At 62.2% G+C, this 23,495-nt stretch carries 22 protein-coding genes; 8 read left to right on the top strand and 14 right to left on the bottom strand.

The window, feature by feature from the left end; translation table 11 throughout:
* Window position 1 precedes the first annotated feature (1 nt).
* The 4 genes from corA to M729_RS0112655 all read left to right on the top strand — a co-directional run bounded on the left by corA (window position 2) and on the right by M729_RS0112655 (window position 5,090).
* The gene (gene corA / locus M729_RS0112670) at window positions 2-1,096 is read left to right on the top strand and encodes a magnesium/cobalt transporter CorA (RefSeq protein ID WP_027161759.1); all 1,095 of its coding nucleotides are present in this window, start codon (window positions 2-4) and stop codon (window positions 1,094-1,096) included.
* Window positions 1,097-1,235: 139 nt separating this feature from the next.
* Window positions 1,236-1,547: a 30S ribosomal protein S15 gene (gene rpsO, locus M729_RS0112665; RefSeq protein ID WP_269470859.1), complete on the top strand. Its 312-nt coding sequence runs from the start codon at window positions 1,236-1,238 to the stop codon at window positions 1,545-1,547.
* Window positions 1,548-1,822: 275 nt separating this feature from the next.
* The gene (gene pnp / locus M729_RS0112660) at window positions 1,823-3,970 is read left to right on the top strand and encodes a polyribonucleotide nucleotidyltransferase (protein WP_013527890.1); all 2,148 of its coding nucleotides are present in this window, start codon (window positions 1,823-1,825) and stop codon (window positions 3,968-3,970) included.
* Between the two features lie 100 nt (window positions 3,971-4,070).
* Window positions 4,071-5,090, top strand: coding sequence for a class I SAM-dependent methyltransferase (locus tag M729_RS0112655; RefSeq protein WP_027161758.1), 1,020 nt, complete (start codon window positions 4,071-4,073; stop codon window positions 5,088-5,090).
* 68 nt (window positions 5,091-5,158) lie between these two features.
* Here M729_RS0112655 and M729_RS0112650 read toward each other — a convergent pair whose 3' ends face one another.
* The 4 genes from M729_RS0112650 to fabA form a co-directional block, all read right to left on the bottom strand.
* Window positions 5,159-6,703 carry a bifunctional diguanylate cyclase/phosphodiesterase gene (locus M729_RS0112650; RefSeq protein ID WP_027161757.1) on the bottom strand — a complete coding sequence of 515 codons (1,545 nt, stop codon included), beginning with the start codon at window positions 6,701-6,703 and terminating at the stop codon, window positions 5,159-5,161.
* Between the two features lie 207 nt (window positions 6,704-6,910).
* Window positions 6,911-7,723, bottom strand: a complete 813-nt coding sequence (gene fabI, locus M729_RS0112645; RefSeq protein ID WP_013527887.1) for an enoyl-ACP reductase FabI — start codon at window positions 7,721-7,723, stop codon at window positions 6,911-6,913.
* Between the two features lie 13 nt (window positions 7,724-7,736).
* Window positions 7,737-8,957: a beta-ketoacyl-ACP synthase I gene (gene fabB, locus M729_RS0112640; protein ID WP_024503470.1), complete on the bottom strand. Its 1,221-nt coding sequence runs from the start codon at window positions 8,955-8,957 to the stop codon at window positions 7,737-7,739.
* Between the two features lie 51 nt (window positions 8,958-9,008).
* Window positions 9,009-9,524: a 3-hydroxyacyl-[acyl-carrier-protein] dehydratase FabA gene (gene fabA / locus M729_RS0112635; RefSeq protein WP_013527885.1), complete on the bottom strand. Its 516-nt coding sequence runs from the start codon at window positions 9,522-9,524 to the stop codon at window positions 9,009-9,011.
* A 242-nt stretch (window positions 9,525-9,766) separates the two neighbouring features.
* Here fabA and irrA point away from each other — a divergent pair, with 242 nt between their 5' ends.
* On the top strand, window positions 9,767-10,198 hold the full coding sequence (gene irrA, locus M729_RS0112630; RefSeq protein WP_024503471.1) for an iron response transcriptional regulator IrrA: 432 nt from the start codon (window positions 9,767-9,769) through the stop codon (window positions 10,196-10,198).
* Between the two features lie 46 nt (window positions 10,199-10,244).
* The gene (locus tag M729_RS0112625) at window positions 10,245-10,649 is read left to right on the top strand and encodes a DUF4260 domain-containing protein (RefSeq protein WP_027161756.1); all 405 of its coding nucleotides are present in this window, start codon (window positions 10,245-10,247) and stop codon (window positions 10,647-10,649) included.
* Here the strand turns inward: M729_RS0112625 and M729_RS0112620 are convergent.
* The gene (locus M729_RS0112620) at window positions 10,622-11,182 is read right to left on the bottom strand and encodes an SH3 domain-containing protein (RefSeq protein ID WP_027161755.1); all 561 of its coding nucleotides are present in this window, start codon (window positions 11,180-11,182) and stop codon (window positions 10,622-10,624) included. The genes M729_RS0112625 and M729_RS0112620 overlap by 28 nt on opposite strands.
* A gap of 209 nt (window positions 11,183-11,391) precedes the next feature.
* Between M729_RS0112620 and M729_RS0112615 the strand changes: the two genes are divergently transcribed.
* Window positions 11,392-12,393 carry a D-glycerate dehydrogenase gene (locus M729_RS0112615; protein ID WP_013527881.1) on the top strand — a complete coding sequence of 334 codons (1,002 nt, stop codon included), beginning with the start codon at window positions 11,392-11,394 and terminating at the stop codon, window positions 12,391-12,393.
* 47 nt (window positions 12,394-12,440) lie between these two features.
* Here the strand turns inward: M729_RS0112615 and M729_RS0112610 are convergent, their stop codons facing one another.
* The 9 genes from M729_RS0112610 to M729_RS0112570 all read right to left on the bottom strand — a co-directional run bounded on the left by M729_RS0112610 (window position 12,441) and on the right by M729_RS0112570 (window position 22,251).
* Window positions 12,441-12,929 carry a GNAT family N-acetyltransferase gene (locus tag M729_RS0112610; RefSeq protein ID WP_027161754.1) on the bottom strand — a complete coding sequence of 163 codons (489 nt, stop codon included), beginning with the start codon at window positions 12,927-12,929 and terminating at the stop codon, window positions 12,441-12,443.
* A 4-nt stretch (window positions 12,930-12,933) separates the two neighbouring features.
* Window positions 12,934-13,689: a molybdopterin-synthase adenylyltransferase MoeB gene (locus M729_RS0112605; protein ID WP_013527879.1), complete on the bottom strand. Its 756-nt coding sequence runs from the start codon at window positions 13,687-13,689 to the stop codon at window positions 12,934-12,936.
* Between the two features lie 31 nt (window positions 13,690-13,720).
* Complete coding sequence (gene recF / locus M729_RS0112600) at window positions 13,721-14,866, bottom strand: DNA replication/repair protein RecF (RefSeq protein ID WP_027161753.1); 1,146 nt, start codon at window positions 14,864-14,866, stop codon at window positions 13,721-13,723.
* Between the two features lie 82 nt (window positions 14,867-14,948).
* Window positions 14,949-16,067, bottom strand: a complete 1,119-nt coding sequence (gene dnaN, locus M729_RS0112595) for a DNA polymerase III subunit beta (protein ID WP_013527877.1) — start codon at window positions 16,065-16,067, stop codon at window positions 14,949-14,951.
* A 303-nt stretch (window positions 16,068-16,370) separates the two neighbouring features.
* Entirely contained in the window at window positions 16,371-17,846 is a 1,476-nt protein-coding gene (gene dnaA, locus M729_RS0112590) for a chromosomal replication initiator protein DnaA (protein WP_224618575.1), read from the bottom strand.
* Between the two features lie 925 nt (window positions 17,847-18,771).
* The gene (rpsT, locus tag M729_RS0112585; protein WP_013533694.1) at window positions 18,772-19,038 is read right to left on the bottom strand and encodes a 30S ribosomal protein S20; all 267 of its coding nucleotides are present in this window, start codon (window positions 19,036-19,038) and stop codon (window positions 18,772-18,774) included.
* Between the two features lie 182 nt (window positions 19,039-19,220).
* The gene (locus tag M729_RS0112580) at window positions 19,221-19,994 is read right to left on the bottom strand and encodes an enoyl-CoA hydratase (RefSeq protein WP_027161752.1); all 774 of its coding nucleotides are present in this window, start codon (window positions 19,992-19,994) and stop codon (window positions 19,221-19,223) included.
* Window positions 19,995-20,126: 132 nt separating this feature from the next.
* Complete coding sequence (gene mutM, locus M729_RS0112575; RefSeq protein WP_027161751.1) at window positions 20,127-21,017, bottom strand: bifunctional DNA-formamidopyrimidine glycosylase/DNA-(apurinic or apyrimidinic site) lyase; 891 nt, start codon at window positions 21,015-21,017, stop codon at window positions 20,127-20,129.
* The gene (locus M729_RS0112570; protein WP_027161750.1) at window positions 21,010-22,251 is read right to left on the bottom strand and encodes a phosphopentomutase; all 1,242 of its coding nucleotides are present in this window, start codon (window positions 22,249-22,251) and stop codon (window positions 21,010-21,012) included. Before M729_RS0112570 ends, mutM begins: the two co-directional genes overlap by 8 nt.
* 301 nt (window positions 22,252-22,552) lie before the next feature.
* Here M729_RS0112570 and M729_RS0112565 point away from each other — a divergent pair, with 301 nt between their 5' ends.
* Window positions 22,553-23,473 (top strand): PhnD/SsuA/transferrin family substrate-binding protein, encoded by a 921-nt coding sequence (locus M729_RS0112565; RefSeq protein ID WP_027161749.1) that lies wholly within the window; start codon window positions 22,553-22,555, stop codon window positions 23,471-23,473.
* The last annotated feature ends 22 nt before the right edge of the window (window positions 23,474-23,495 follow it).

Here is a 23,495-nt window from a genome sequence, read left to right as displayed (position 1 = left end):
TATGGCAAAGACTGAGACCGTGAAGACGCGGGCACCGGTGAAAACGCGGCGGCCGCCGGTCGGTGCGTCGCCCGGCACGCTGATCGCCGACCCGTCGGCGCGTCGCTCGGAACTGCGTCTGACGCTGATCTCGCCCGAAAAATTCAAGACTATCGAAAATGCCAGCATCGACGACCTCAACACCCATTGCCACAAATGGCCGGTCCTCTGGCTCGACTGCACCGGCCTCGCCAACATCCCGCTGATCGAGGAGATCGGCCGCATTTTCAGCCTGCATCCGCTGGCGCTGGAGGACGTCGTCAACACCGGCCAGCGGCCTAAGGTCGACTTCTTCGAGGACCATGCCTTCGTCGTCGTCAGGATGATCGACGATGTCACCTCGCACCGCTATGAGCAGATCGCCGTCTTCTTCGGCAGCAACTTCGTCGTTACCTTCCAGGAGCGGGAAGGCGATCCATTCGATCCGGTGCGCAAGCGTATCGAAAGTTCGGCGCCCAACCGGCTGCGCGCCCGCGGCGCCGACTATCTTGCCTATGCGCTGATCGATGCCATCGTCGACAGCTATTTTCCGCCGATCGAGGCCGCCGGTGACATGGTCGACAGCATCGAGGACCAGATGCTGCATTCGCCGCACAAACACCAGATGCGGCAGCTACATGAATTGCGGCGTGACGCCAACGTGCTGAAAGGTGTGCTGTGGCCGATGCGCGATGCGCTGGCGACGCTGATCCGCAACGATGTGCCCTATGTGAAGGCCGAGACCAAGATCTTCCTCAACGACACGCTCGACCATGCGCTCAGGCTGATCGAACTGGTCGAGACCCAGCGCGATATGCTGACCGGCCTGATCGAGATGCACCTGTCGCTGAGCCAGGCGCGCACCAACGACGTTATCAGCTATCTCACCATCGTCTCGGTCATCTTCATGCCGCTCACCTTCCTGGTCGGCATCTGGGGCATGAATTTCGATCCGGAGTCTTCGCCCTGGAACATGCCGGAACTGAAGGCCTACTACGGCTATCCCTTGTCGCTGCTGTTCATGGCGCTTGTCGCGTTCGGGCTGATCGCCTTCTTCAAATGGAAGAAATGGCTTTGACAGGGATAAACCTGCCATTTTGGCCTGAAAAGCCGGCTTGTGAATTGGGCTGGTGTTTTCCGGGGAATTGCACTATATGCGCCGCAGCTTAGCGCTATGACGCTTTGCTTGCACCGGCCCCTGCTGGACGACATCCCGGCTGAGGGCGACCCGTTTCCTCAAACAGATAAGGAAAAACACGATGTCGATTACTGCCGAGCGCAAACAGGAATTGATGGGTGAATTCGCAACCGCCAAGGGCGATACCGGGTCTCCGGAAGTCCAGGTGGCCATCCTTTCCGAGCGCATCAAGAACCTGACCGACCATTTCAAGGACCACAAGAAGGATAACCATTCCCGCCGTGGTCTGCTTGCTCTCGTCTCCCAGCGCCGCAGCCTGCTTGATTATCTCAAGCGCAAGGATGACGCGCGCTACCAGACGCTGATCGAGAAGCTCGGTCTGCGTCGTTGACGAATTGACCGGCGGGCTTTCGAAGGAGAGCCCGCCGGTCGCGCATTCTGCCAGTCGTATCGACTGGCCAGACCCGGTTTCGATCGTGCAGAGGGCACTCGAAACCGCCCATGGACGGTCATGGGGCAGGATTGCAGGACGCTCGCGCGCACCGCGCCGAAACACCCGAGCCTCCCGTTGTCTTGCCCGTGGCTGCCCGAGAAAGGAAGCCAGGGAAAGGGCATCTCCGCGCACCGTGAAACGGCGCGGCCCTTTCCTCATATTAAGGACAAGAGATGTTCAATCACCACAAAGTGGAAATCGAATGGGGCGGTCGTCCGCTCATCCTCGAAACCGGCAAGATCGCGCGCCAGGCTGATGGCGCGGTGCTCGCCACCTACGGCGAGACCAAGGTCCTCGCCACCGTCGTTTCGATGAAGGAGCCGAAGCCCGGCCTCGATTTCTTCCCGCTGACCGTCAACTACCAGGAAAAGACCTACGCCGCCGGCAAGATCCCGGGTGGCTATTTCAAGCGTGAAGGCCGTCCGAGCGAGAAGGAAACGCTGGTTTCCCGCCTCATCGACCGCCCGATCCGCCCGCTCTTCGCCTCCGGCTACAAGAACGACACCCAGATCGTCGTCACCGTCGTCCAGCATGATCTCGAGAACGATCCCGACATCCTGTCGATCGTTGCCACTTCGGCCGCCCTGACGCTCTCCGGCGTTCCCTTCATGGGCCCGGTCGGCGGCGCCCGCGTCGGCTACATCAACGGCGAATACGTTCTGAACCCGCATGTCGACGAGATGCAGGAATCCAAGCTCGACCTCGTTGTCGCCGGCACCGCCGACGCTGTGCTGATGGTTGAGTCCGAAGCCAAGGAATTGGGCGAAGAGCTGATGCTCGGCGCCGTCATGTTCGGCCACAAGGGCTTCCAGCCGGTCATCGACGCCATCATCAAGCTGGCCGAAGTCGCCGCCAAGGAGCCGCGCGACTTCACCGCGCCGGACTATTCCGCGCTTGAAGCCGAGATGCTGAAGATCGTCGGCGACGAACTCAGCAATGCCTACAAGAACGTCGACAAGCAGAAGCGTTACGCCGCCGTCGACGCCGTCAAGGCGAAGGTCAAGGCAGCGTTTGCCCCGGCCGAAGGCGAAGATGCCAAGTACACTTCCGAGCAGATCGGTTCGGTATTCAAGGAACTCCAGGCCAAGGTCGTGCGCTGGAACATCCTCGACACCGGTTCGCGCATCGATGGGCGTGACCTCAAGACGGTCCGCAAGATCGTCTCCGAAGTCGGCGTCCTGCCGCGCACCCACGGTTCGGCGCTGTTCACCCGCGGCGAGACCCAGGCGCTGGTCGTTGCCACGCTCGGCACCGGCGAGGACGAGCAGTATGTCGATTCGCTGACCGGCATGTACAAGGAGAAGTTCCTCCTTCACTACAACTTCCCTCCCTATTCCGTCGGCGAGACCGGCCGCATGGGTTCGCCGGGTCGCCGCGAAATCGGCCATGGCAAGCTCGCCTGGCGCGCCATTCGCCCGATGCTGCCGAGCGCCGACCAGTTCCCCTACACGCTGCGTGTCGTCTCGGAGATCACCGAGTCCAACGGTTCGTCGTCGATGGCCACCGTCTGCGGCACCTCGCTGGCGCTGATGGATGCCGGCGTGCCGCTGGCCAAGCCCGTCGCCGGTATCGCCATGGGCCTGATCAAGGAAGGCGAGCGTTTCGCCGTTCTATCCGACATCCTCGGTGACGAGGATCACCTCGGCGACATGGACTTCAAGGTCGCCGGCACCGCCAACGGCATCACCTCGCTGCAGATGGATATCAAGATCGAAGGCATCACCGAGGAGATCATGAAGATCGCGCTGGACCAGGCCAAGGATGGCCGCCAGCACATCCTCGGCGAGATGGCGCATGCTCTGACCGGCGCGCGTTCGGAACTCGGTGAGTTCGCACCGCGCATCGAAGTGATGCACATCCCGACCGACAAGATCCGTGACGTGATCGGCTCGGGCGGCAAGGTGATCCGCGAGATCGTCGAAAAGACCGGCGCCAAGATCAACATCGAGGACGACGGCACGGTCAAGATCGCTTCGTCCAATGCCAAGGAGATCGAGGCGGCGAAGAAGTGGATCCACACCATCGTCGCCGAGCCGGAAGTCGGCGAGATCTACGAAGGTACGGTCGTCAAGACCGCGGACTTCGGCGCTTTCGTCAATTTCTTCGGTCCGCGTGACGGCCTCGTCCACATCTCGCAGCTTGCCAATGACCGGGTCGCCAAGACCTCGGATGTGGTTAAGGAAGGCGACAAGGTCTGGGTCAAGCTGATGGGCTTCGACGAGCGCGGCAAGGTCCGCCTGTCGATGAAGGTCGTCGACCAGGCCACCGGCAAGGAACTCGCCCGCGACAAGAAGACCGAAGGCGAAGAAAACGCCGCCTGATTGGTCTGAGACCATGAATCGAAACGGGCGCGGCTTATGTCGCGCCCGTTTTCATTTTCAGCCTGGGTTTCAAAGCGCTTAGACAAGTCGAGATCGAACAATGTCCGCCGAGCCGTTGAAGACGCTTTTCCATCCCTTCGAGGCGGAGGCTGTTCCTCTACCGGCCAAGGGCACGCGCGCCCTGTTTCTCGGCGCTGAGCCGGGTTTTCGCCTGCCTGAAGGCTTTGAGGCGACACTTCACCTCGTGCAGGGTTTCCGGCCGCATTTTAGCGCGCTGCAGGCGTCTGGCTTCGTCGTCACCGCGCAAGTGGAAGGCGATGGCTTCGATATGGCACTTGTGCTTGCCGGCCGGCATCGCGGCCTGAACGAAGTGCGCATCGCGCAGGCGCTTGAGTGCGTGGCGCCGGGCGGCCTGGTCGTCATTGCCGGCGGCAAGGACGATGGCATTGCCAGCCTGCGCAAGCGCGTTGACGAGCTTGTGCCGCTTGAAGGCCATTTGCCCAAATATCACGGCATTGCCTTCTGGCTGCGACGTCCCGCCGATCTGGCCGCCGCGGAAGAATTGCGCGCTGCCAACCCCGCTCTGCAGGTTGAAGGCCGGTTTCACACCGCGCCCGGCATGTTCTCGTTCGACCGGATCGATACCGGATCGAAATTGCTGGTCGAGAACCTGCCCAATGACCTGCGTGGCAGCATTGCCGATCTCTGCGCCGGCTGGGGCTATGTGGCGGCCGAGATCGCCGCCCGCTCCCCCGGCGTTCAGGCGCTCGACCTCTATGAGGCCGATTTCGCCGCGCTTGAAGCCGCGAAGCTCAATCTGGCAGCGGTCAACCAGTCGATCGCCAGGAATTTCTTCTGGATCGATCTGCTGAAGGAACCAGTCGAGAAGCGCTACGACGCGATTGCCATGAACCCGCCCTTTCACCGCAGCCGGGCGGCCGAGCCGGAGATCGGCGCCGGCATGATCCGAGCGGCGGCCAAGGCCTTGAAGCCGGGTGGGCGGCTGTTCATGGTCGCCAACCGTCAGCTTCCCTACGAACCGATCTTGGCGGCTGTCTTTTCGAGCCATGCCGAACTCGCTCGTGACGGCATGTTCAAGGTGCTTTCCGCTCGTCGTTGAAGCATGATCCCGAAAGTGGATACCGGTTTCGGAAAAGATCATGCTCAAAAACAGATATCGCGTCGCACTCAATGCAGATTGGCAACGCGCCGGACCTCATCGGTGATATGCACGTCGCCGACCCTGATCTTGAGGGGGGCGGGCCTGCCATACAGGTAGCCTTGCACCACCTCGCAGCCGGCTGCCCTGAGCAGTGTCGCCTGGCTTTCGGTCTCGACGCCTTCGGCAATGATGCTGACGCCGAGCGCGCGCGAAAGCCCGACGATGGTCGAGACGACCGCGCCGGAGCTGGAATCCGTGTCGAGGCGGCTGACGAAGGACCGGTCGATCTTCAGCTTGCCGAATGAGAAATCGATCAGGTAGCTCAAATTGGAATAGCCGGTGCCGAAATCATCGACGGCGACCGAAATGCCGATGTCCGCAAGCTCCTTCAGGATGGCGGCGGCGCGGTCGCGATCCTGCATCATCGCCGTCTCGGTCACTTCCAATTCCAGCCGTGACGGCTTGATGCCGGTGCTCGTCATGGTGTCGCGCACGATGCCGACGAAGTCCTTGGTCATGAACTGGACGGGCGAGATGTTGACGGCGACGAAGCAGTCGTCGGGCAGATGCCGGGCGTCGCTGCAGGCTTTGCGCAGCACCCATTCGCCGATCGGGCCGATCATGCCGGTTTCCTCGGCGATCGGAATGAACTCCATCGGCGGGATCATGCCGCGTTCCGGATGCCGCCAGCGGATCAGCGCTTCGTAGCCGACGATGCGGCCGGTCGGGAGATCGAGCTGCGGCTGGTAATGAAGGTCGAAGTCACCGCGCTCGAAGGCTGTATGCAGTTCGGATTCGATCCACTGGCGATGGTCGGCGACCCTGCCCATTTCGGCATGGAAGACGGACCAGTTGCCGACGCCGCTGGCGCGCGCGTTCTGCAGCGCCAGATTGGAGCGGCGCAGGATGAGGACGGGATCGACACCGTCCTTTGGCATCGCCACGATGCCTACCGACAGGCTGACCGATTGCAGGTGCGTACCGAGATCATAGGGCTCCATCATCTCGTCGATGAGCCTCTCTATGGTGCTTTCCAAGGACCCTGCGACTTGGTTGTCGGGGAGCAGGATCGCGAATTCACCGGCGCCGATGCGTCCGATCAGCGCGCGCGGCGGCACGCACGTCTTCAAGCGCTTGGTGAAGGCGCGGATCAGCTCGTCGCCCTGGCTGTAGCCGATGGCGTCATTGATCTGCTTGAACCGGTCGATGTCGATATCGATGAGGAACATCGGCTCGCCGGTCCGGCTGGTCGCGCATGCCGCCTCGGCAATCTTGCCGACCATCGCCGGACGTGCCACCAGGCCGGTCAGCTTGTCGAAATGGGTTTCCGTGAAGACGAAATCCGCCGATTCATCGACGCCGGCGAAGAAGGACATCGCGGCGACCGACGCCGCCAGTGCGCAAAGAGCGGCCATCACCGAGACCATCATGTCGGCGGAGATGCCGGCAAAGCCATCGCCGAGACCGAGCTTCAGGCCCCAGAGCCCGAGGACGAAACTGCCGAGACCCGAACTCGCTATGGTGAGCAGTCGGAACACCGGTGTTCGCTTCGGGTTGCTGACGGCGAGCATTGAAAGTTCCCCTGAGTACGGAGCTTTCTACCGGATATCTCCTTAAAATGAGTTTCCGCGAATGAATCCAATTTTATTGGACCGGAAGTATTTCTTGAGCGGATCAATGCGACTGGCGCTGAAACGGGGTTTAGCCGCGCGGCTTAAGCTTCGTGTTTTCAGCTGTCCGCCATTTCAAAACCGTCGCGCACCTTTGGCCGACAGGCGTTAGTCTCGCCCGCCGTCGGTCTGCTTCAATTCGTCGAGCGTCGGCATGGAAACGATGTGATAGCCGGAATCGACATAGTGGATTTCGCCGGTAACCCCGGAAGACAGATCCGACAACAGATAAAGCGCCGAACCACCGACCTCGTCGATGGTCACCGTGCGGCGCAGTGGCGAGTTTCGCTGCTGGTAGGAGAACATGTGGCGGGCGTCCGAAATGCCGGCGCCGGCGAGCGTGCGCACGGGCCCAGCCGATATGCCGTTTACCCTGATGCCGCGCGGACCGTAATCGTTGGCGAGGTAGCGCACGCTGGCCTCCAGTCCGGCCTTGGCGACGCCCATGACATTGTAGTTCGGCATGACCCGGACGGAGCCCGCATAGGTCAGCGTGATCATCGATCCGCCGTCCTTCATCAAGGTGGCCGCATGGCGGGCGACCTCGGTGAAGGAGTAGCAGGAGATCACCATGGTGCGGACGAAATTGTCCCGGCTGGTGTCGGCGTAGAGGCCTTTCAACTCGTTCTTGTCGGAAAAGCCGATGGCGTGGACGATGAAATCCAGCCCGCCCCATTCGTTGCCCAGGGTCTCGAACGTGGCGGCGACCGAAGCGCTGTCCTCGACGTCGCACGGCACGACCAGCGAGGCGCCGAGCTTGTCGGCCAGCGGCTTGACCCGGCGTCCGAAGGCATCGCCCTGATAGGTGAAGGCGAGTTCCGCCCCGTGTTCGGATAATTTCCGGGCGATGCCCCAGGCGATCGAATGATCGTTGGCGACACCCATGACAAGCCCGCGCTTGCCCTTCATCAATCCGTCCATGGCCGGCAAATCCTTATGCGGAATAGCGCTGGAAAACGAGCGTGGCGTTGGTGCCACCGAAGCCGAACGAATTGGACAAAACAGTGTCGATCCTGGCGTCGTCGATGCGCTTTCGCACGATCGGCATGCCCTCGAATTCGGGGTCGAGGGTCTCGATATGGGCGCTTTCGCCGATGAAACCGCCCTGCATCATCAGGATCGAGTAGATGGATTCCTGCACGCCGGCCGCGCCCAGCGAATGGCCGGTCAGCGACTTCGTCGAGGTGATGTACGGCATCTCTGGGCCGAACACCTCGCGGATGGCGCCCATTTCCTTGGAATCTCCCACCGGCGTCGAGGTGCCATGGGTGTTGATGTAGTCGACCGGCGTGGAAACCGTGGCCAGCGCCTGGCGCATGCAGCGGACCGCGCCCTCGCCTGAAGGAGCAACCATGTCGTAGCCATCCGACGTCGCGCCATAGCCGACGATCTCGGCATAGATCTTGGCGCCGCGCGCCTTGGCATGCTCAAGCTCTTCCAGCACCAGCACACCGGCGCCGCCGGCAATGACGAAGCCGTCGCGATTGACGTCATACGCACGGGAGGCGGTCGATGCCTTGTCGTTGAATTTCGACGACATGGCGCCCATGGCGTCGAACAGGTCCGACATCGTCCAGTCGAGATCCTCGTGGCCGCCGGCGAAGACGATGTCCTGCTTGCCCCATTGGATCAATTCATAGCCATTGCCGATGCAATGCGCCGAGGTCGAACAGGCCGACGAGATCGAGTAGTTGACGCCGTGGATCTTGAACCATGTGGCAAGCGTCGCCGATGCGGTCGACGACATTGCCTTCGGCACCGCGAACGGACCGATGCGCTTGGGACTACCGTTCTTCAGCGTCGTTTCGGCAGCTTCGACGATGGTGCGGGTGGATGGTCCGCCCGATCCCATGACGATGCCGGTGCGCTCATTGGTGATGTCGCTCTCGCCGAGGCCCGCATCCGCGATCGCCTGGTCCATGGCGACGTGGTTCCATGCAGCACCCTGGCTCAGGAAGCGCATCGCACGGCGATCGATCATCGCCGATGGATCGAGCGTCGGCGCTCCCCAGACCTGGCAGCGGAAGCCGTGTTCGGCGAAGGAATCCGAGAAGCTGATGCCTGATCTGGCGTCATGCAGCGAGGCTTGCACCTCGTTGGCATTGTTGCCGATCGACGACACGATGCCGAGGCCTGTGACTACGACACGTCTCATTCGCAACTCCTTCCAGGGATGCTGGCCAAGGGGGCCGGCCAGGGGTGCCGGTCAGCCGACCGCCGACTGCTTGGACAGACCGACTTTCAAATCCGTTGCCGCGTATATGGGTTCGCCATCCGCCTTCAGCCAGCCATCGGCGATGCCGAGCACCAGCCGGCCCCGCATCACGCGCTTGAAGTCGATGCCATATTCAACCTTCTTCACCGAAGGCGTGACCATGCCCTTGAATTTCACTTCCCCGGTCGACAGCGCCATTCCCTTGCCGGGTTCGCCAAGCCAGCCAAGGTAGAAGCCGGTCAGTTGCCACATGGCGTCGAGGCCGAGGCACCCCGGCATGATCGGATTGCCGATGAAATGGCAGGCAAAGAACCACAGGTCCGGCTTGATGTCGAACTCCGCGCGGATAAAACCCTTCTCGAAGGCACCGCCGGTCTCGCTGATCTCGGTGATGCGGTCGAACATCAGCATTGGCGGATAGGGAAGCTGGGCGTTGCCCGGTCCGAACAGTTCGCCGCGGGCGCAGGCCAGCAATTCGTCGTACTCGTAGCTGGATTTACCCGCCATCAATCTCATCCCATATCGTTCCGGGCCATCGGGTGCCCTTGTCGTTGGTTTCCTAACACAATCTGTTTCAGGCCGGAAACCGGCGTTTGCGCTTAGCCTGCTCGTCTGCCTGGGTCAATGCGCGCTATTGATCGCATTCGGACGACAGAATATATGTCCTGAGAGGTCCGGTTTCGGCAGACGTTCATTTTTTTGCCATTCTGGGCGTGTCTTGGGGCGGAACTGTGGGGTTCGACGAGAAGATGGACCTGGACGGCCGGAAGGAAAATGTCGCTGTGGACAAGCGGGTCCGTGAAGCCGGGCTGAGGCCGACGCGTCAGCGCATTGCGCTGGCCGATCTGCTTTTCGCCAAGGGCGACCGGCATCTGTCGGCCGAGGAACTGCACGAGGAGGCGGTTGCCGCCGGCGTGCCGGTGTCGCTGGCCACCGTCTACAATGCCCTTCACCAGTTTACCCAGGCGGGACTTTTGCGCATCCTCGCCGTCGAAGGCGCGAAAACCTATTTCGACACCAACACCTCCGACCACCACCATTTCTACATCGAAGGCGAAAACCGTATATTCGACATCGACAGCGGTCCGGTGACGGTTGCCAACCTGCCGGAGCCTCCGGAAGGGATGGAGATCGCCAATGTCGACATCGTCGTGAGGCTGCGCCCCAAACGCCGCGAATGACTGGCGAGGCCGGAATCATCTGCCAAGCCAGAATTATCGGCCAGGGATGAAACCCCTCGATCTCGTAATCCGGCTCGAATGGGCGATCGTGGCACTGGCTGCCGTCATTTTCTACGGTTCGACCGGCATCTCCTGGTGGCTCTTCGGATTGCTTATCCTGGCGCCTGACCTATCGATGTCGGGCTATCTGGCCGGTCCGCGTGTCGGTGCCCTTGCCTATAACGCCTTGCACATCCTGATCGTGCCCGTGCTGCTGCTCGGCGGGCACATGTGGGGCAATACGGCCGCGATGGCGGTTGCGCTGATATGGATCGCCCACATCGCCATCGACCGTGCGCTGGGCTACGGTCTGAAGCTGCCGACCGGCTTCCAGGACACCCATCTCGGCCGTATCGGGCATAAAGCCAGGACCGCGAAAGAGAATCAGTCCTTGACCCGTTCGCCGGGATAGGCGCCCCAGACGACCGACTGGGCAAGCCAGCCGGTGTGGCCGTCGAACGTCATTTCGCACCACTGGCCGTCGCAGGATTTGATCGTACCCATGACGCCAGGTTCGATCATCGCGACCACCCTTGCGTCCTTGTCGGGACTGTTGAGAAGGTTGATCTGGGTGCCCTTGCCACGCTGCCATGGTGCGACGATTGCCGTGCGTCGGCCGGAAAGCAGCGACTGGTTGATCCAGCCTTCCGAACCATCGGCATCGCGCACGCGGCGCCATGTGTCGAATTCCTGGATGATCTCCATCGGCAGGCCGGCCTTCATGTACATCCAGTCGACCGAGTAGTTGGCGCCGGGGCCGACGCGCGAGTTGACGCGGCCGGATTTCAGGCTGACGAATCGCGGCAGCGGCAGGCCGCTCGGCCCGAGCGTGACGACGCTCTGGGCAGGTGCAGCCGCACTCTGTGCCGCCGTAAGCGGAGAATAAAGCAGAGCGCCGAAAAATGCTGCACTGAGGGCCAGGCGAAGCGACGCGAAACCAGACACTTTCATTCCTTTCGGCGCTTGCCTCGGCGCCCCTTTTTCTTTGTCTTCGGCGGCACCGCTTGTTACATGGGTAATCGGCACCGCGACCGGCTTTCAGTTTCGCCGGTCTTGGTTAAAGAGGTCTCAACGAGATCGGGTTAGAGCAATCCCAGCAACCGTGTGAAGCGGTTTCGCGTTCGGAATTGCGGCAAATACTCGAGAGGGAAACAATGGCAGGCAAAAAAAGGCCTCTCGTCGTCATCACGCGCAAGCTGCCCGACCCGGTCGAGACCCGCATGCGCGAACTGTTCGACGCAAGGCTGAATGTCGAGGACCGGCCGATGACGCAGCCGGAACTGGTCGCGGCGGTCAAGGAAGCCGACGTTCTGGTGCCGACCATTACCGACAATATCGACGCGGCGCTGATCGCTCAGGCAGGCGACAACCTCAAGCTGATCGCCAATTTTGGCAACGGCGTCGATAAGATCGATGTCGCGGCTGCGGCCAAGAGGGGCATCACCGTCACCAACACGCCGAATGTCCTGACCGAAGACACCGCCGACATGACGATGGCGCTGATGCTGGCGGTGCCGCGGCGGCTCGCGGAAGGCGCCAATGTGCTCACCGGCGACAAGAAATGGGCCGGCTGGTCGCCGACCTGGATGCTGGGCCGGCGCATCTGGGGCAAGCGGCTCGGCATTGTCGGCATGGGGCGGATCGGCACGGCCGTAGCCAGGCGGGCCAAGGCCTTCGGACTGTCGATCCACTATCACAACCGCCACCGCGTGCTGCCGGCCGTGGAAGACGGGCTGGAGGCGACCTATTGGGAAAGCCTCGACCAGATGCTGGCCCGGATGGATATCATCTCGGTCAACTGTCCCTCGACGCCGGCAACCTTCCATCTGCTTTCGGCGCGGCGGCTGGCGCTGCTGCAGCCCACCGCCTATGTCGTCAACACCGCGCGCGGCGACATCATCGACGAGGAAGCACTGGTCAAGCTGATCCAGGATGGCAAGATCGCCGGCGCCGGCCTCGATGTCTACGAGCACGAGCCGGCCTTGAACGGCAAGCTGCTGAAGCTCGCCGCCAAGAACAAGGTTGTGCTTCTGCCGCATATGGGCTCGGCGACGCTCGAGGGCCGTATCGACATGGGTGAAAAGGTCATCATCAACATCCGCGCCTTCGTTGACGGCCACCGCCCACCAGACCGCGTGCTGCCGCTCAGGACCTGATGCTGTCGCGGTGCAATATCCGTGGCCTACAAACCGTAAGATAAGACTTACGGGAGGGCTTTGCGCATGGTGACCGAAGTCGGCCTGGCATAGCCGTCATGCGCCGTCCGTTCAGTTTCGCGAAAGCCGAGGCGAGCAAAGGCCGCATGGTTTGCGGTCAACTCGATCCGCGTCTGAAGCTCGATGGCGGCCTTGCCGCGGCTGCGGGCAAGGTCTTCGACCGCCTGCATCAGCTGCCGGCCGATGCCTTGTCCCTGGCAGTCCGGCGCCACGGCGAGCTTGCCGACATAGAACTCTGCCACCTTTTCAAGGGCAAAGACGCAGCCGACGATCCGATCGCCCCTGAGCGCCACGAAGCCGGTCTCCCGCCCTGCCTTGTCCCGCAGAGTGTCTGCGGTCAAAAGGTGGGCCGAGGAGGGCGGGTCGATGACGTCGTCCATCGAGGCGAAGGCATGCATGATCAATGCGAGCACATCGTCCCAACGGTCGAAATCGGTCGGGATCCGCCTGATGGAGACTGCTTCGATCCGGTCCAAGAATTCAGCTTCTCTTGTAACGGATGGTGTCGAAGCGCGCCGCCAGCCCATCATAAAGCAGCAGCCGGCCGACCAGCGGTTCGCCCACGCCGGTGATCAGCTTGACCGCCTCCATGGCCTGCAGCGTGCCGATGACGCCGGTCAGCGCGCCAAGCACGCCGACTTCGGCGCAGGACGGCACCAGGCCCGGCGGTGGCGCTTCGGGAAACAGGTCACGATAGCCTGGGTTGGGCTTGCCGTCCTTGCCGTCTTCGAAGGGCTTCAGCACCGTGACCGAGCCGTCGAAGCGTCCGACTGCGGCATGCACCAGCGGTTTCCCAGCGCTCGCGCAGGCATCGGCCACGGCGTAGCGCGTTTCGAAATTATCGGAACCGTCGACGACGATGTCATAGCGGGCGACGAGGGCAGGCGCATTGTCCGTGGTCAGCCGGAATGTATGCGGTTCGACTGTGGTATTGGGATTGATGCGGGCGATTGCCGCCTTGGCGCTGTCGGTTTTCAGCAGGCCGACAGTGTCGGTGCCGTGAATGACCTGACGCTGCAGGTTGGAGAGCGAAACGGTGTCGTCATCGACCACGCCGAGCGTGCCGACGCCGGCGGCGGCAAGATATTCAAGCACCGGGGCGCCCAGCCCGCCGGCGCCGATGACCAGCACCCGGGCCTGCTTCAGCCTCTGCTGTCCGGCGCCGCCGATTTCCGGCAGCACGATGTGGCGGGCATAGCGTTCGATCTCGTCTGCGGTCAGGGCGGCAGTGGTCATTGCCTGATCATACAGGCACGGAAAAACCTTGTCAGGGGTCTTCGGTTGGCCCAACCGTCCCATGGTCGACGGTCAGGAATTGCGCGCGGCCCTGGAGACTGGAAAACAGCGCAGCATCGGTTCCTGTCATGAATGCCTGGCAGTTCAGTTCCTCCAGGATGGAAAACAGCGCCGCGCGCCGCCCGCTGTCGAGATGCGCAGCGATCTCGTCGAGCAGCAGGATCGGCGTCATGCCCGACATTTCGCCGGTCAGCCTCGCGTGCGACAGCACGATGCCGACCAGCAGCGCCTTCTGCTCGCCGGTCGAGCAGAGCTCGGCCGGCATCGCCTTGGGGCGGTGCCGAACCACCAGGTCCGAACGGTGCGGGCCGTCGAGCGTGCGCCCGGCGGCGCGATCGCGCTCGCGGCCCTCGGCAAGCGTCCGACGGAAGCGTTCCTCCACATCGACCGCCGGCGCCACGGCAATCTCGGCTTCCAGCTCGCCTGAAAGGCCGATATCGGCCTGCGGAAACGGTCCCGTGTCGGGCAGCCTGTCGATCATGGCGGCCAGCAGGCGCACCATCTCGGCGCGCGCCGCGGCAATCGCCACACCGGTTTCGGCCATCTGCGTCTCGATAGCGTCGAACCAGCGGTCGTCCCGAGAGCTTTCGGTAAGCAGTCGGTTACGACCGCGCATCGCCTTCTCGTAGTCGATCGCACGTTGCCCGTGGCCGGGATCGATCGCCAGCACCAGCCGGTCGAGGAAGCGCCGGCGATCCGCGGCCGGTCCGGTGAATAACGCGTCCATGGCTGGCGTCAGCCAAACCACGCGCAGCCATTCCAGCATGTCCTCGGCCGAACGCGCCGAAGCTCCGTTGATGCGTACCCGCCTGCCGCCTTCGCCGGCGGTGTCACCGCCGGAAATGCCTGTTCCGATCTCGACCTGGCCATCAGGTCCGTCGAGCCGGGCATGCAGCGCAAAGCCGCCGTCGCCGCCCTCGCGCGCGACATCGGCGTAGGGCGCGCGGCGCAAGCCACGTCCCGGTGTCAAAAAGGAGATCGCTTCGAGGAGATTGGTCTTGCCGGCGCCGTTGTCGCCGGAAAAAACCACGGCACCTGGCGCCAGATCGATCGTCAGCGCCGCATAGTTGCGGAAATTAGTAAGTGTTAGCTTACTTATATGGGTCTGTGCCGGCAACCGCTATCCGCCTATAGAAGTCGCCGTAAATATCGCGCTTGCCGCCGGTCCACAACAGGACCGAAGTGCTGACACCGCGCCGCTACACGCGCATCGGCATCAGCACATAGAGTGCGGTCTCGTCGGCCATGTCGTGGATCAGCGTCGGCGAACCGGCATCTGCCAGCATGAACTTGGCCTCCGTGCCGGTCAGCTGCGCGGCAACGTCGAGCAGGTACTTGGCGTTGAAGCCGATCTCGATCGGATCGGATGAATAGTCAGCGGACAGTTCTTCGGTGGCGCTGCCTGAATCCGGATTGTTGACCGCAAGCGTCACCTGACCCTCGCTGATCGACAGCTTCACCGCGCGACCGCGTTCGGAAGAGATGGTCGAGACACGATCGACGGCGGCGGCAAAGCTCTGGCGGTCGATGATCAGCTTCTTGTCGTTGCCTGTCGGAATGACCCGCTGATAATCGGGGAAGGTGCCGTCGATCAGCTTCGAGGTCAAAACCACGCTGCCGATGGTGAAGCGGATCTTGGTGTCCGACAGTTCGGTGGTCACCGCAACATCCGGATCGTCGACAAGCTTCTGCAGCTCGCTCACCGTCTTGCGCGGAATGATGATGCCCGGCATGCCCTCGGAACCCGCCGGCGCGTCGATCTCGGCGCGCGCCAGGCGGTGGCCGTCGGTCGCCACCGAGCGCAGCTTCAGCTTGCCGCCGACCTCATGCGTGTGCAGGTAGATGCCGTTCAGGTAATAGCGTGTCTCCTCGGTGGAGATGGCGAACTGGGTCTTCTCGATCAGGCCTTTCAGGGCAACCGAGTCGAGACGGAAGATATGTGAGAAGGATCCGGCCGAAAGCTCCGGGAAGTCGGATTGCGGCAGGCACTGAAGGCGGAAGCTCGAGCGGCCAGACGTCACCGTCATGGCGTTGCCGTCCTCGTCCGTCTTCAGCATCACCTCGGCGCCATCGGCGAGCTTGCGCACGATGTCGTAGAGCAGATGTGCCGGGACCGTCGTCGCCCCGCCGCGCTCCACCTTGGCGGGCGTCGCTTCGGTCACCTCGAGGTCGAGATCGGTCGCCTTCATTTCGAGGCTGGCGCCTTCGGCGCCGAGCAGCACGTTGGACAGGATCGGTATGGTGTTGCGCCGCTCGACCACACGGTGGACGTGGTTGAGCGACTTCAGGAGATTTGACCGTTCCAGGATAACACGCATGACGAAACAGGCTCGCTTGAATGAATGACGGGTCACCAGTGAGCGGCGTCCCGCGAAAGGTCTGAATAGGCTCAGAATCTGCGTAAACTGACAGGAAAAAACCAGCAAACGCAAGCCCGCGCCGCCGGTTCAGGCCGGCTACGCGGGCTTTCTGGGGATAACGCGCCCGAAGTCCGCGAGCCAGTGTCGAAAAACCGAAATCCAGATCGCTTCCAGGCGATGCCACGAGCCCGATGCAGGCCCGGCGCCGCACTGGCAAGCCATTGAATTCCGGCGTTGTTTCGGTTCGGCCCTCCCGGAGGGTCAGGCCTGATCGTTGATCAGCCGCCTCAAAAGCTCAAGTTCCTGCGCCAGCGTGTTGTCGTTGCCGGAAAGGTCCTCGATCTTGCGCACGGCATGCAGCACCGTGGTGTGATCGCGGCCGCCGAAACGCCGTCCGATCTCGGGTAGCGAGCGCGGCGTCATCACCTTCGACAGGTACATGGCGACCTGCCGCGGCTTGACGATGGTGCGCGTGCGCCGGTTGGACAGCAATTCGGTCTTCGACACATTGTAGTGACGCGCCACGATGCGCTGGATGTCCTCGATACGGACACGCTTCGGCTCGCCTGTGCGATAGATGTGGCCGAGGATTTCGTCGATCCGGTCGATGGTGATCTGCGGCTCGAAGGATTGACGGAACAAAAGCTGATTGAAGGCGCCTTCCAGCTCGCGTCCGCTGCCGGTCACGGTGCGGGCGACGTGATTGAGGATCTCCTCCGAAATGTCGAGGGATGCGTCGTCGCTCCTGGCCGTGGCAAGGCGCAATTTGAGCATGCCGAGGCGCATGGCGAAATCGGGCGCCGACATTTCAAGCGCGACACCGCCATTGAGGCGCGAACGGACCCGCGGTTCGAGCGATTCCAGTTCCGATGGGGGCCGGTCGGCAGCGACGACGACCTGCTTGGCGCTGTCGAGCAACATGTTGATCAGGTGGCAGAATTCATGCTGGATCGACTTGCCCTGCAGGAACTGCATGTCGTCGATGATGAGCAGGTCGATGTCGCGCAGCTGCTCCTTGAGCGTCAGAGCGTTGTTGTCGCGGATGGCGGTGGCAAAGCGCCACATGAAATACTCGGCCGTGAGATAGACGACGCGCGACTTGGGGTTCTGCTTCAGCGATTCCGCGGCGATGGCCTGCAGCAAATGGGTCTTGCCGAGCCCGACGGTTGCGTGAAGGAAGAGCGGATTGAAGCGCACCGCGCTCGATTGCGATTCCGCCACTGCCTTGGCGGCGGCGAAGGCCACCCGGTTCGACGGCCCCTCGATGAAAGAGCCGAACGTGTAGCGTGGATCGAGCGGTGACCCCAGAACGTTGTGGCGGAATTCGCTCTCGACGGGTGTGCCCGGACGCGGAGTCGATGCGCGCTCCACCCGGCTGGGGCTGACTGTGCCTGCGGCAAGCGCCGTCTGCGTCTGCCGTGTCACCTTGCTGCGTGCCGGCGTTACCTCTGGCTCGGCCTGGGCGCGTCCCTGACGGGTTGCCGTGCGCACGACGATGTCGATCTTGAGAAGATCGGGATCCTCCTGCTTCCACAGTTCGGAGATGAGGTCGAGATAGTGGCCGTTGATCCATGAGCGCAGGAAGGCGGTAGGCACCGAGATGCGGACAATGCCCTTGGAAGCCTCGGCGACTTTCATGCGGCCAAACCAGCTCGAATAGACTTCGGTTCCCAGGCGCGCCTTCAACTGGGTCTTGACCCGGTCGAATTTCTGTTCCGCGTCGCTGGACACCGCCATGTCGTTTGCTCCGATCAAAGTTCCAGGAAATGGGAGGTCGCCCGTAAGTTCCCTTTCGATGCCGCTCTGCATGATCTTTTCCTTGTCCTTCCGTACCTGTTTTCCGCCGGGGATGCGCCTCCTGCATCCGGTTCCGGCGACCTAAGTCTTTGCTGCGATGTCCGCTGCCGCCGCCGGCAGGTGAACGTCGCCCATTATCCGTGGGAACCGGTGCCGGCCCATGGAAGCCAGTCCGCGTTGGGTATGTCAGGGCAATACAACACCGTCCGGCGAAAAGAGCGCCGGCGCGCCGTCTACCTGCCATGTCTAGTTACGCCAGTCCCCTACCGTATCGAAAAAGACAAACCAAAGCCGTCCGCGGACTTGATCCGCGTTGCAAATCCCGCCAATTTAAGCTGGCCGATTCAGGCTTGGGTTAAGAGCCAGAGCCCGTCCCTTTCGATAGATCGACACTACCGAAATCGCTGTGGATAGGGCAAGGCCACGTCTAACGGATTTTTAAGGAATCTGGTTAGTGGAGGCGGGTTCGAGTGGCATGCCGCGACGGCACATTTTAACAAAGCCATTGTGATTCAAACCCTTTTCCGGCGAATATGAAAAACCGGGCGCTGACAGAAATATTCTGAAATAATTCGCTTGACAGCGACTTCTCCCCGATCGGGCCAGTCCGGTGTGGACAAGCTGTGGATCACCATCTGTAAGCGTTTGAAAAATATAAGCTATTTTTGACAGCCAAGAATCATTAGGCCGGCGCTTTTCAAGCGTGCCGATCAACAGCAGTCATGCATATGCCGGCAAACTATTCCCTATTGTGAAATCCGCATAAGACGCCGTTTCCGGACATTCTTTTTAAGTGCTTGCCGGCAAACGAAAAAACCCGGCACAAACGGCCGGGTTCGAAGAACGTCAGTCTAGGCAAGTAATGTCAGGCCGACAGTACCTTAACCCGCTGAGCCAGTCGCGACACCTTGCGGGACGCCGTGTTCTTGTGAATCACGCCCTTGGTTGCGGCGCGCATCAATTCCGGTTCCGCGATCTTGAAGGCAGCCTGTGCGGCAGCCTTGTCACCGGAGGCAAGCGCCTCTTCGACCTGGCGGATATAGGTGCGGACGCGCGAGCGACGGTTCTTGTTGATCGCTGCGCGGCGGACGATCTTGCGCGTTGCCTTTTTGGCCGAGGATGTATTGGCCATGATGCCTCTCTTCTGATCTGGTCGGCGCATGCGGGATGCCGCAGGGCGCAAAAAACAAACGGGCTGCCACGGGGCCGCCTCGGTTGGTGCGGCTTATAGTTCAGCTTTTCCGGCGCGTCAACGCTGCCTGACCTTCTTTTTGGCGGCCAACAGCCATCCTCTTCGAAGCCAAGGGATTGGCGTCAGCGGTTGGTGAAATTCGGCTTCCGCTTCTCGGCAAAGGCCGCCATGCCTTCCTTCTGATCGTCCAGTGCAAACAGCGAGTGAAACAGCCGGCGCTCGAACCGCAATCCCTCGGCAAGCGTCGTCTCGAAGGCGCGGTTGACAGCTTCCTTTGCCATCATCACCGATGGCAGCGAGAAAGCGGCGATCTTGGCCGCGGCCTTCAGCGCCTCCTCGACAAGTTCGCCGGCAGGCACGACCCGCGACACCAGGCCAGAACGCTCGGCCTCGGCGGCATCCATCATCCGCCCGGTCAGGCACATGTCCATCGCCTTCGACTTGCCGACAAAGCGGGTCAGCCTTTGTGACCCGCCCATGCCTGGAATGACGCCGAGCGTGATCTCGGGCTGGCCGAACTTGGCCGTGTCGGCGGCGATGATGAAATCGCACATCATCGCCAGCTCGCAACCGCCGCCGAGTGCATAGCCCGCCACCGCCGCGATAATAGGCTTTCGCGCCCGCGTCAGTTCCTCCCAGCCGACGAAGAAGTCCTGGGCGTAGGCGTCCGCATAGGAGATGGACTGCATCTCCTTGATATCGGCGCCCGCCGCGAAAGCCTTTTCGGAACCGGTGATGACCATGGCGCCGATACCGGGATCGGCGCTGAACCCGTTCACGGCTGCCACCACCTCGGTCAGGATCTGGGAGTTCAGCGCGTTGAGCGCCTGCGGCCTGTTCAGCGTGATCAGCCCGACCTTGCCGTGCGTCTCGGTGATGATCGTCTCATAGGTCATGGCTGCTTCTCCTTGCTTACGCTCGTCTAGAGCGGTTCATCGTTTCACGGAAACGCAGAACCGCTCCATCTCCTTGTCTTGATGCAATTTCGGACGGAAAACCGCCCTCGCCTTTCCTGGAATTGCTCTGACTCATCGCTGGCATGTCCGGCAATAAAAGGTCGATCGGCCGCTCTGCACGATACGCTCGATGTGGCCGCCGCAACTGGGCTTGGAGCAGGCCTCGCCTTCGCGGTCGTAGACGGCGAAGGCGTGCTGGAAATAGCCCAGCGACCCATCGGTCTGCATATAGTCCCGCAGTGAGGAACCGCCGGCTGCGATCGCATCCGATATCACCGAACGAATGGCTTGCGCGAGGTGTTCGCTTTGGGCCTGGGCTTTCTTTCCGGGCCTGGCGATCGTGCCCGCCTCGCGCAGCGGCGACAGGCCCGCACGCCACAACGCCTCCGACACATAGATATTGCCGAGCCCGGCGATCAGCCTCTGGTCGAGAAGCGCTGCCTTCAGCGGTGATCTCCGCCCCTTCATCAATGAGGAAAGCAGCGCACCGTCCAATGTGTTGCCCGTAGGCTCGACGCCAAGTCCAGCCAGCATCGGATGAACGTCCGGCATTCCTTCCGCAAACAACATGAAGCCGAAGCGGCGCGGATCATTGAAGATCACGCGCGATCGGGTACCGGCCGGAGACACGACATGGAAGACGACGTGGTCGTGATTGGAGCTCTTCGAGCGGTCGTGCCGGAAGATGCCGGGCATGTCGCTGCCATCAGCCGTCTCGATGCGGAATGAGCCCGACATGCCGAGATGGCAGATCAGCGCGGGGCCGCCTTCCAGGTCCATCGTCAGATACTTGGCCCGGCGGCCGAGTGCCGTGATCGTCTTGCCGGCCAGTCGCTGCGCGAATTTCTCGGGAAATGGAAAGCGCAGATCCGGTCGGCGCGCCTCGACGCGGGCGATGGTGGCGCCTTCCAGAACCGGCTGAAGTCCGCGCCGGACGGTTTCGACCTCCGGTAACTCAGGCATGACCGCCGATCGCCGCATAGAAAGAAGTGCCGTAGCGTCCGGGCGCCAGCCCGAGATGCTCGGCCACGGTTTCGCCGATGTCGGCGAATGTCGTTCTCAGTCCGATGTCGCCGCTCTTGAGACCCGGTCCAGTGCCGATCACCGGAACCCGCTCGCGCGTGTGATCGGTCCCGGCCCAGGTAGGGTCGTTGCCGTGGTCGGCCGTCAGGATGAGAAGATCGCCCTGCCGCAGCCTCGCAAATGCCTCCGGCAGCCGCAGGTCGAAGGCCTCGAGCGCTGCAGCATAGCCCGCGACATCGCGGCGGTGACCGAATTCGGTGTCGAAGTCGACGAAATTGGCGAAGACGAGGTCACCGTCGCCGGCATCATCCATCGCACCCAGCGCTTCGTCGAACATCGCCATGTTGCCTGCCGCCTTGCGCACTTGCGAAATTCCGCGATGGGCGAAGATGTCGCCGATCTTGCCGACGGCGATGACACGGCTGCCACGCGCCGTCAGCCGGTCGAGCAGGGTCGGTTCCGGCGGGGGCACGGCGTAGTCATGACGGTTGTATGTCCGCTCGAAAGTGGCGGTGGTTTCGCCGACGAACGGCCGCGCGATCACACGTCCGATCCTGAGCGGGTCAACCAGCCTGCGCACCACCTGGCAGAATTCATAAAGCCGATCGAGGCCGAAATGGACTTCATGCGCGGCGATTTGCAGGACCGAGTCGACCGACGTGTAGCAGATCGGCTTGCCGGTCCGGATGTGTTCCTCGCCAAAGCGCTCGATGATTTCGGTGCCCGGCGCATGGCAATTGCCGAGAATGCCCGGCACCTTGCCTTCGCGGATCATCGCCTCGGTCAGTTCGGCCGGAAAGGCGGGAACCGTATCCGGGAAATAGCCCCAGTCAAGGCGCACCGGCAGGCCGGCGATCTCCCAATGGCCCGACGGCGTGTCCTTGCCGCTCGAAACCTCCTGTGCGGCGCCGTGGAAGGCAGTTGGGAGCAGATCCGTCCCGCTGCTGGCAAAGCCCAGCCCCGTTGCGGTTTCGGCGGCCGTGCCAAGCCCGAGCGAGGCCATGTGGGGGACAAACAGCGGTCCACTGCGAAGCCCTTCGCGATCCGCTCGCCCCTCGGCACAGGCTTCTGCAATGTGCGCAAATGTGTTGGCGCCGGCGTCGCCGTAGCGGTCGGCGTCGGCCGCTCCACCGATGCCGAAGGAGTCCAGGACAAAGAGGAAAGCGCGCGTCATCGAGTTGTTGCCAGTTTGACCGACCAGACATAGGGTTCCGCGACTTCATTGGCAATTCGGAAACCAAACGGCAACGGCTTGGCGTGATAGTCTGATGCATGTCGCCCAAAAGTGCGCAGCGGTTTTGGGATAACGACATGCACAAACAGAGATGCATGTCGCCCAAAAGTGCGCAGCGGTTTTGGGATAACGACATGCACAAACAGAGATGCATGTCGCCCAAAGGTGCGCAGCGGTTTTGGGCAACGACATGCACAAATGCACCGGCATGGATCGAGGACAACAGACTGTGGTTCCTGTCATGAGAGTTGCGCTGAAGACTTATGCCGCTCTCATGCTGGCGCAGGTCGGGCTCTGGTCCAATCCGGCGCATGCCGACTGGCGTGATGATATCGGCACGTTTCGCATCGGCATCGTTGCCGAGCCAGGCGCCGGCAACTCCGTTCCGGGGCTGGCACTGTTGACCGACGCCTACACCAAGGCCTTGGGCATGAAGGTCGAGTTTGTCGTTGCCCGCAACTATGCCGCGCTGATCGAGGCGCAGGCCAATGCCCGCATCGAATACGCGATCTATTCGGCCACCGCCTATGCGACGGCCTCGCAACGCTGCTTATGTATCGAACCGCTTGTGGCTCCGGTCGATTCAGACGGCTCGATCGGCATCCGCTCCGTTCTGCTGACGCGGGACGGCAAGCTGCCCGACCTTGCGGCGATGGACAGCCATCGTATCGCCATGGCGCCTTCGGACAGCGTCGGCGGTTCTCTCTTGCCATTGGCGGCGTTGGCGGCGGAAGGCCGCAAGATCGCGGAAGATGCGCCGTTTCTGGTCCATGCCGATTCGGCCGCGGCGGCCGAAACGATGCTGGTCGATGGCAAGGCCGATGGCCTGTTCGGTTGGGTGACGGCCGCCGCCGACAGCCGGCCGGGAGCACCGGGCACGCAGGCCAGGTTGGAGGCGGCAGGGCTCTCAGTGACGGCGCTTCGGATCGTATGGACGTCGGGCCTGCTGAGATATGGCCCACATGCGGTCCGCAGCGATCTCGACCCTGAAGCCAAGCGCCGGCTCACCGTGTTCCTCACCAACCTCAAGTCGACGACGCCCGATATCTACGACCTTCTGGAGTCGAAGCATCCCGGCGGCTTCGCCACCGTGGCGCCAAAAGACTACGAGATGGCCGCTGCTATCGTGCGCTTCGTTTCGGACCGTGGGCAGCAGCAGTAGCTGGAGCGGCCTTGCGCCGCGC

It is taken from the genome of Mesorhizobium sp. WSM1293, assembly GCF_000513875.1.
In the GTDB taxonomy this organism is placed as follows: Bacteria; Pseudomonadota; Alphaproteobacteria; order Rhizobiales; family Rhizobiaceae; genus Mesorhizobium; species Mesorhizobium ciceri.
The sequence above is the reverse complement of the archived record's forward strand: the minus strand, read 5'-3'. Positions and strand labels throughout refer to the sequence as shown.

Bases quoted from the DNA above. Each gene is read 5' to 3' on its own strand.
- corA (WP_027161759.1), top strand. From the start codon at position 2: ATGGCAAAGACTGAGACCGTGAAGACGCGGGCACCGGTGAAAACGCGG.
- pnp (WP_013527890.1), top strand. From the start codon at position 1,823: ATGTTCAATCACCACAAAGTGGAAATCGAATGGGGCGGTCGTCCGCTC.
- M729_RS0112655 (WP_027161758.1), top strand. From the start codon at position 4,071: ATGTCCGCCGAGCCGTTGAAGACGCTTTTCCATCCCTTCGAGGCGGAG.
- M729_RS0112650 (WP_027161757.1), bottom strand. From the start codon at position 6,703: ATGCTCGCCGTCAGCAACCCGAAGCGAACACCGGTGTTCCGACTGCTC.
- fabI (WP_013527887.1), bottom strand. From the start codon at position 7,723: ATGGACGGATTGATGAAGGGCAAGCGCGGGCTTGTCATGGGTGTCGCC.
- fabB (WP_024503470.1), bottom strand. From the start codon at position 8,957: ATGAGACGTGTCGTAGTCACAGGCCTCGGCATCGTGTCGTCGATCGGC.
- fabA (WP_013527885.1), bottom strand. From the start codon at position 9,524: ATGGCGGGTAAATCCAGCTACGAGTACGACGAATTGCTGGCCTGCGCC.
- irrA (WP_024503471.1), top strand. From the start codon at position 9,767: ATGGACCTGGACGGCCGGAAGGAAAATGTCGCTGTGGACAAGCGGGTC.
- M729_RS0112625 (WP_027161756.1), top strand. From the start codon at position 10,245: ATGAAACCCCTCGATCTCGTAATCCGGCTCGAATGGGCGATCGTGGCA.
- M729_RS0112615 (WP_013527881.1), top strand. From the start codon at position 11,392: ATGGCAGGCAAAAAAAGGCCTCTCGTCGTCATCACGCGCAAGCTGCCC.
- M729_RS0112605 (WP_013527879.1), bottom strand. From the start codon at position 13,689: ATGACCACTGCCGCCCTGACCGCAGACGAGATCGAACGCTATGCCCGC.
- dnaN (WP_013527877.1), bottom strand. From the start codon at position 16,067: ATGCGTGTTATCCTGGAACGGTCAAATCTCCTGAAGTCGCTCAACCAC.
- dnaA (WP_224618575.1), bottom strand. From the start codon at position 17,846: ATGGCGGTGTCCAGCGACGCGGAACAGAAATTCGACCGGGTCAAGACC.
- rpsT (WP_013533694.1), bottom strand. From the start codon at position 19,038: ATGGCCAATACATCCTCGGCCAAAAAGGCAACGCGCAAGATCGTCCGC.
- M729_RS0112580 (WP_027161752.1), bottom strand. From the start codon at position 19,994: ATGACCTATGAGACGATCATCACCGAGACGCACGGCAAGGTCGGGCTG.
- mutM (WP_027161751.1), bottom strand. From the start codon at position 21,017: ATGCCTGAGTTACCGGAGGTCGAAACCGTCCGGCGCGGACTTCAGCCG.
- M729_RS0112570 (WP_027161750.1), bottom strand. From the start codon at position 22,251: ATGACGCGCGCTTTCCTCTTTGTCCTGGACTCCTTCGGCATCGGTGGA.
- M729_RS0112565 (WP_027161749.1), top strand. From the start codon at position 22,553: ATGAGAGTTGCGCTGAAGACTTATGCCGCTCTCATGCTGGCGCAGGTC.